Here is a 1777-nt window from a genome sequence, read left to right as displayed (position 1 = left end):
AGGAGCCCCGCCGCCCGCAGGGCGGGCGGGGCGGGGTGGGGGGGGGGTGCGCCGGGCGGGTGGGGCGCGGCGGGCCGCCCGCCGGGCCGGGTCGGGGGGCGCCCCCGCCGTACCGGGTCGGGTACGGCGGGCCCCGCCGCCGGCGCGCGGGCCCCACCCTCAAGGAGCGGCGCGCCGGTGGGGGATTGGCGGTGGGGGGTTACGGCATCTTGTGGACGAACGGGCCGACCGCGTTGGAGAACGCGTTGCCGTTGTTGGCGTCCCAGTTGGTGGACCAGGTCATCGCGCCGCGAATGGTCGGCCACTTGGCCGGCGGGACGAAGCTGCCGCAGTTGTTGCCGGTGGCCAGGCAGTCCAGCGCGTTGTTCACCACGGTCGGCGAGACGTAGCCGCCGCCGGCCGCCTTGGCGGAGGCGGGGACACCGATGCCGACCTGGTCGGGCCGCAGGCCGCCCTGGATGTGGGTGCAGACCTGCGAGGTGATGAAGTCGATGGTGCCCTGGTTGTAGACCTTGCCGTCGCAGCCGTTCATGCCGCCCGAGTTGTAGAACTGGGTGTTGACGACGGTGAGGATGTCCTTGGTGTTCAGCGCCAGCTGGAAGTAGGCGCCGGCGGTGCTGTACATCCCGATCGTCTCGGGCGCCATGGTCAGGATGAAGCCGGGGCCGACCTTGGCCTGGAGGGTGTGCAGCGCGTTGCCGAGCGGGCCGGCCTGGACGCCGTTCTCCAGGTCGACGTCGATGCCGTCGAAGCCGTAGTCCTTGATGATCGCGTAGGCGCTGTTGGCGAAGTTGTTGCCGGCGGTGGCGTCGCCGACGGTGATCGCGCCGTTCTGGCCGCCGATGGAGAGGACGACCTTCTTGCCGGCCGCCTGCTTGGCCTTGATGTCGGCGCGGAACTGCGCGTCGCTGTAGCCGCCGAGGGCCTTGGACAGGCCGGGGTCGAGGGTGAAGCTGATCGCGCCGGTCTGGGTGGGCACGGAGTCGGCGAAGGACACCGCGATGATGTCGTAGGCGCTCTGCACGTCGCCGAGGCGCTGCGGGGTCGAGCCGTTGTCGAAGTTCTGCCAGTAGCCGGTGACGGCGTGCGCGGGCAGGCCGGTGGCGGGCGGGGTGGTGGAGGTCGCGGTGGCCGTGGGGGTCGGCGTGGCGGTCTGGGTGGGCGTCGCGGTCGGGGTGGCGGTGGCCGTCGGCGTGCCGGTCGCGGTGGGGGAGGAGGTCGCGGTGGGCGTGGCGGTCGGCGACGGGGTGGCGGTGGCGGTCGGGCTCGGGGTGGACGGGCCGCCGGGGCCGATCAGGCTCACGTCGTCGGCGAGGTAGGCGCTCTGGCCGTACCAGCCGTGCAGGTAGACGGTGACGCTGGTGGCGTTCGCGCCGGTGGTGAAGGTGGAGGACAGCTGGTTCCAGCTGTTCTGGTTCGACCAGCTGGACGGGTCGGTGCCGCCGGTGCCGCGCGCGCCGAGGTAGACGTACGGGCCCTGGACCCAGGCGCTCAGCGTGTAGCTGGTGTTGGGCAGCACGCTGATGGTCTGGGTGCACTCGGCGGTGTCGCCGGCGCCCGGGGTGGCCTGCAGCGCGCCGGTGCCGGAGTGGACCGGGGAGGAGACGGTGGTCGCCGCGCCGGCGCAGTTCCAGCCGCCCAGCCCGCTGTCGAAGCCGCCGTTGGTGACCAGGTTGCCGACGGCCGCGGAGGGGGCGCCGCGCATTAGGGCCAGGGCGCCGCCGGCCAGGGCGTGGGGGGGGGCGCGGGGCGCGGAGGGCGGGGGGGGGCGGGGCGG

1 protein-coding gene is annotated in these 1777 nt (G+C 74.0%); it reads right to left on the bottom strand.

What is annotated here, in order from left to right; all coding sequences use genetic code 11:
- Window positions 1–199 precede the first annotated feature (199 nt).
- On the bottom strand, window positions 200–1705 hold the full coding sequence (locus tag ACFV6I_RS07245; RefSeq protein WP_380423835.1) for a chitinase: 1506 nt from the start codon (window positions 1703–1705) through the stop codon (window positions 200–202).
- Window positions 1706–1777 lie beyond the last annotated feature (72 nt).

The sequence above is a fragment of the Kitasatospora sp. NPDC059803 genome, assembly GCF_042732255.1.
Classification (GTDB): domain Bacteria; phylum Actinomycetota; class Actinomycetes; order Streptomycetales; family Streptomycetaceae; genus Kitasatospora.
Note: the sequence above shows the minus strand (reverse complement) of the source record. Positions and strands in the feature narration are given on the sequence as shown.

Coding starts and splice junctions, on each gene's coding strand:
- ACFV6I_RS07245 (WP_380423835.1), bottom strand. CDS start 1,705: ATGCGCGGCGCCCCCTCCGCGGCCGTCGGCAACCTGGTCACCAACGGC.